Origin of the sequence: Kitasatospora sp. NPDC047058 (assembly GCF_040643935.1) — a bacterium.
Taxonomy (GTDB): Bacteria; Actinomycetota; Actinomycetes; order Streptomycetales; family Streptomycetaceae; genus Kitasatospora.
This window is the reverse complement of the sequence record NZ_JBEYVJ010000408.1, coordinates 1-5,759: the sequence shown is the minus strand read 5'-3', so window position 1 is coordinate 5,759 and position 5,759 is coordinate 1. Positions and strand designations below refer to the sequence as shown.

General features: G+C 75.8%; 1 protein-coding gene. It reads right to left on the bottom strand.

The genetic code is table 11. The features are described 5' to 3' along the window. Window positions 1-5,759, bottom strand: a 5,759-nt coding sequence (locus ABZ885_RS34125; protein ID WP_360197489.1) for an amino acid adenylation domain-containing protein, incomplete at both ends; no start/stop codon positions are given.

Below are 5,759 nucleotides of genomic sequence, written 5' to 3'. Positions count from 1 at the left end.
GCGACGGCGGGGTGCTCGGCCAGCGCGGCCTCGACCTCGCCGAGTTCGACCCGGAAGCCGCGCACCTTCACCTGGTCGTCGGCGCGGCCGACGTACTCCAGCCCGCCGCCGGTGCGGACCCGCACCAGGTCGCCGGTGCGGTACATCCTGGCGCCCGCCGGGCCGAACGGGCAGGCCACGAACCGGCCGGCGGTGAGCCCGGGCCGGTCGAGGTACCCGCGCGCCAGACCGGGGCCGGCGACGTACAGCTCCCCCGCCACGCCCGGCAGCACCGGCCGGAGCCGCTCGTCGAGCACGTACGTCCGGAAGCCCGCGACCGGCCGGCCGATCGGCGGCACGCCCGAGCCGGGCGACAGCGGGTCGCTCATCGTCGCGCACACCGTCGTCTCGGTCGGACCGTACGCGTTGATCATCCGGCGTCCGGGCGCCCACCGGGCCACCAGCTCGGGTGCGCAGGCCTCGCCCGCCACCACCAGGGTGCTGGCCGTGAGGCCGGCGCCGTCCAGCGCGGCCAGGGCCGAGGGCGGCAGCGTCACATGGGTGACGCCGAGCCGGCGGTCCGCCAGGGCCTCCAGCGGGGCCTCGGCCGGGGCCAGGACGAGGGCGGCACCGGTGAGCAGGGCGCTGCACAGGTCCCAGAAGGAGGCGTCGAAACTGGGCGAGGCGAACTGCAGCACCCGGCTGCCCGGCGCCACGCCGAGCCGCTCGACCTGGGCCGCCACCAGGCCCGGAACGCCGGCGTGGCTCACCACGACGCCCTTGGGCCGGCCCGTCGAACCCGAGGTGTAGATCACGTAGGCCGGGTGGCGGGCGTCGACCACGACCCCCGGATCGGCCTCCGGCCAGTCTCCTCCGTCCACCATCGCGGGATCGTCGACCACCACCACCGGGCAGGCGTCGTCGAGCATCAACGCGATCCGGGCGGCGGGGTACGCCGGATCCACCGGCAGGTACGCCGCCCCGGCCTTCAGCACGCCCAGGACGGCCACCACCGACTCCACCGACCGCGGCAGCGCCACCGCCACGACCTGCTCCGGACGCACCCCCCGGGCGATCAGCGAGTGCGCGAACCGGTTCGCCCGGACGTCGAGTTGACGGTAGGTCAGTTCAGCGCCGTCGCAGACGAGCGCGACCGTCTCCGGCGTCGCCGCCACCTGCGCCGCGAACAGCTCCGGCAGGCTGGCCGCGGCCGTCTCACCGTCGTCCGCGGCGGGCAGCAGCGCGCGCCGCTCCTCGGCGGACAGCAGGTCGATCCCGCCGATCGGCAGGTCCGGGGCGGCGGCGACCGCGGCCAGCAGCCTGGTCCACCGGGCGACCAGGTCCTCCACGGTCGCCCGGTCGAACAGGTCGGTGCTGTACTCCACCGCACCGCTGAGCCCGGCCGGCGCGCCGTCGGGCCCGTGCTCCTCCGCGAAGCCGAAGGTCAGGTCGAGCCGTGACGTCCCGGTGGGCACGGTCACCCCGGAGACCCGGAGGCCGGGGAGGTCGAAGTCGCCGCCGGGCGCGTTCTGCACGACCAGCCCGGTCTGGAACAGCGGGTGGTGCGACAGCGACCGGGAGGGATTCAGCACCTCCACCAGGTGCTCGAACGGCACGTCCTGGTGCGCGAACGCCGACAGCGCCGTCTCCCGCACCCGCCCGAGCAGTTCGGCGAAGCCCGGGTCCCCGCTCGTGTCCGTGCGCAGCACCAGCGTGTTCACGAAGAACCCCACCAGCTCGTCCAACGCCTCGTCGGTACGCCCCGCGATAGGGCTCCCGATCGCGATGTCCGTCCCCGCACCCAACCGCGTGTACAGCGCCGCCAGCGCCGCCTGCAGCACCATGAACAGGGTGGCGCCCGAACGCCGCGCCAACTCCACCAGCGCCGCGTGCAGTTCGGCGTCGATCCGGACGTCCAGCAGGTCGCCGCCGTACGACATGGTGGCCGGACGCGGCCGGTCGACGGGCAGCTGCAGCTGGTCGGGCAGCCCGGCCAGCGCCTCCGCCCAGTAGGCGACCTGGCGGGCCAGCACGCTGTCGGCGTCCTGCTCCTCGCCGAGGATCTCGTGTTGCCACAGGGTGTAGTCACCGTACGTCACCGGCAGCTGCGGCCAGGCGGGCGCACCGCCGCCCCGCCGGGTCGCGTAGGCGGTGACGAGGTCGCGGGCCAGCGGGCCCAGGGACCAGCCGTCACCGGCGATGTGGTGCACGACCAGCAGCAGCACGTGCTCGTCCGGCGCCACCGCGAACAGCTCGGCTCGCAGCGGCACTTCCGAGGTGAGGTCGAAGCCGCGGGCCGCAGCCTCGCGCAGCAGGGCCGGCACCTCCGCCGCACCGGCCGCCCGTACGGTCAGCGGGACGGTGGCCTCGGCGGCGTCCAGCACCCGCTGGTGCGGGATCCCGCCGGTGTGCGGGAAGACCGTGCGCAGGGTCTCGTGCCGGGCCACCACGTCGGCCAGCGCCGCCTCCAGGGCGGCCCGGTCGAGCTCTCCCGTCAGGCGCAGGGCCAGCGGCATGTGGTACGTGGCGCTCGGCGCCCCGAACTGCTGGAGGAACCAGAGCCGGCGCTGCCCGTAGGACAGCGGCATCGGCTCACGGCGGGCCCGGGGCAGCAGGGCCCGGCGCGCGGTGCCCGCGTCGTCCAGCCCGGCCGCCAGCCCGGCGGGCGTCGGGGTCCGGAAGAGGCTGCGCAGCTCCAGCTCGACCCCGAGGGTCGCCCGGACGCGCGACACCAGCCGGGTGGCGAGCAGCGAGTGCCCGCCCAGGCCGAAGAAGTCGTCGTCGACCCCGGCCCGGGCGAGGCCCAGCACCTCGGCGAACAGCTCGCAGAGGATCTGCTCCTGCGGCGTGCGCGGCGCCCGGCCGCCGGCGGTCGGGCCCGGCTCCGGCGCGGGCAACGCCGCCCGGTCCAGCTTGCCGTTCGGCGTCAGCGGCAGCGCGTCGAGCAGCACGAACGCGGACGGCACGAGGTAGTCCGGTACCCGGGCGCGCAGGTGGGCCGCCAGTGCCGCCGCGGTCGCCCCGGCCCCGGCCAAGGGGACGACGTACGCGACGATCCGCTCCTCGCGGGCGAGCACCGCCACCTGGGCGACGCCCGGGTGCGCGGTCAGCTCGGCCTCGATCTCGCCCGGCTCGACCCGGAAGCCGCGGACCTTCACCTGGTGGTCCACCCGGCCGGCGAACTCCAGCTCTCCGTCGGCACGCCAGCGGACCAGGTCGCCGGTGCGGTACATCAGCGAGCCGGCCGGCCCGTACGGGTCGGCGACGAAGCGCCCGGCGGTGAGCCCGGGCCGGTTCAGGTAGCCGCGGGCCAGGCCCGCCCCGGCGAGGTACAGCTCGCCGAGCACGCCGGGGGCAACCGGCTGCAGGGCCGAATCCAGGACGTACGCCCGGCAGTTGGCGATCGGACGGCCGATCGGCACCGGCAGCGGGCAGTCGGCGGGGTCGGCCGGCAGCGGGTAGGCGGTGATCACATGGGTCTCGGCGGGCCCGTAGTGGTTGTGCAGCACCCGGCCCGGGCGGCGGGCCTGGAAGCGGCGCACGGCACCGCCGAGGCGCATCGCCTCGCCGGCCTGGGCGACCAGCCGCAGGTGCGGCAGGTCCAGCCCGGCCTCCTCGGCGGCCTCGGCCAGCGCCTCGACCACCAGGTTGGGCGCGAACAGCTCGCCGACCTCGTGCCGGTCCAGCCAGTGCGCGAACAGCTCGGCGCTGCGGCGCTGCTCCTCGGTCGGCACCACCAGGGTCTTGCCGTACAGCAGCGCGGAGAGCGTCTCCTGCACCGAGACGTCGAAGCTGATCGCGGTGAACTGCGCGGTGCGCGTACCGGGTTCGCCGCCGACGGCCCGGTGGTGCCACTCCAGCAGGTTCAGCAGCCCGGCGGCGGGCATGACCACGGCCTTGGGCCGGCCGGTGGAGCCGGAGGTGTAGATGACGTAGGCCGGGTGCCGCTGGTCCACGGGCACGACCGGGTCGGTCTCCGGCAGGTCCCCGTCCGGGGTGACGGCCCCGAGGTCGTCGAGCACCGCGGACGGCTTCGCGTCCTCCAGCATGAAGGCGATCCGGGCGGCCGGGTAGTCCGGGTCGACCGGCAGGTACGCCGCACCGGTCTTGAGCACCGCGAGGACGGCGACCACCAGCTCGGCGGAGCGCGGCAGCCGCAGGGCGACCACCTGCTCCGGCCCCACCCCGCGCGCGATCAGCGCGTGCGCCAGGCGGTTGGCCCGGCGGTTCAGCTCCCGGTACGGCAGCACGCAGGACACCGGCTCGCCGGCCTCGAACACCACCGCCGGCGCGTCCGGGGTCGCCCGGACCTGCGCCTCGAACAGCGCCGGCAGCGTGGCGGCGGTCACCGGACGGGCGGTGTCGTTGCGGGCGACCAGCAGCTCGTGCCGCTCCTCGGCGGTGAGGACGTCGATCCGGCTCAGCGGCCGCTCCGGTTCGGCGACCACCGCGGCCAGCAGGCGCAGCCAGCGGGCGACCAGCGCCTCCACGGTGGCGTGGTCGAACAGGTCGGTGCTGTACTCGACCCGCCCGATGATGCCCTCGGCCGGGCCGCCGGTGCCGCCGCGCTCCAGCAGGTGGAAGCCGAGGTCGAACATCGCCGTGGGCGTCCGGACCAGGACGATCTCGGACTGCAGCCCGCTCAGCGCGAACTCGGTGCGGGGCACGTTCTGCAGGGCGAGCAGCACCTGGAACAGCGGCTGGCGGGCGAGCGACCGGGACGGGTTGAGAGCCTCGACGACCTGCTCGAACGGCAGGTCCTGGTGCGCGTACGCGGCCAGGGCGCCTTCGCGGACCCGGACCAGCAGCTCGGCGAAGGTCGGGTCGCCCGAGGTGTCGGTGCGCAGCACCAGGGTGTTGACGAAGAAGCCGACGAGCTCGTCCAGCGCCTGGTCGGTCCGCCCGGCGATCAGGCTGCCGACCGGGATGTCCGTTCCTGCGCCGAGCTTGTCCAGCAGTGCCGCCAGCGCGGCCTGGAGCACCATGTAGACGCTGGCGCCGTGCTCCCGGGCCAGGCGTACCAGTGCGGCGTGCAGCTCGGCGTCCAGGTCGACCGCCAGGTGTCCGCCGTGGTAGGTGGCGGCCGGCGGGCGGGGCCGGTCGGCGGGCAGCCGGATCTGCTCGGGCAGGCCGGCCAGCCGCTCCGCCCAGTAGGCCGTCTGCCGGGCGAACGGGCTGTCGGGGTCGGTGCGGTCCCCGAGCAGCCGGTCGTGCCAGAGGGTGTAGTCGGCGTACTGGACCGGCAGCGGAGACCACCGCGGCTCCTCGCCCCGGCGGCGGGCCGCGTAGGCGGTGGCGAGGTCGGCGGCCAGCGGGCCCAGCGACCAGCCGTCGCCGGCGATGTGGTGCACCACCAGGAGCAGTACGTGCTCGTCGGCGGAGAGCTCGAACACCTCGGCGTGCAGCGGTGGTTCGGCCGCGAGGTCGAAGCCGCGCGCCGCGGCTCCGGTCAGCAGCCCCGGCAGGGCGGTCTCGTCGGCCGGGGTGACCGCGGGCTTCGGGCGCACCGCGCCCACCGCCAGCACCTCCTGGTGCGGCACGCCGTCCACGGCCGGGAAGACCGTGCGCAGGGTCTCGTGCCGGTCGACGACGTCGCCGAGCGCCGCCTCCAGGGCCGCCGGGTCCAGCGGCCCGGAGAGCCGCCACGCCAGCGGCATGTTGTAGACCGGGCCGGTGCCCTCCAGCTGCTGCAGGAACCAGAGCCGCCGCTGGGCGAAGGACAGCGGCACCCGGTCGAGGCGTTCCGCCCGCTCCAGGGCGGGGCGGGCCCGGCCCGCCCC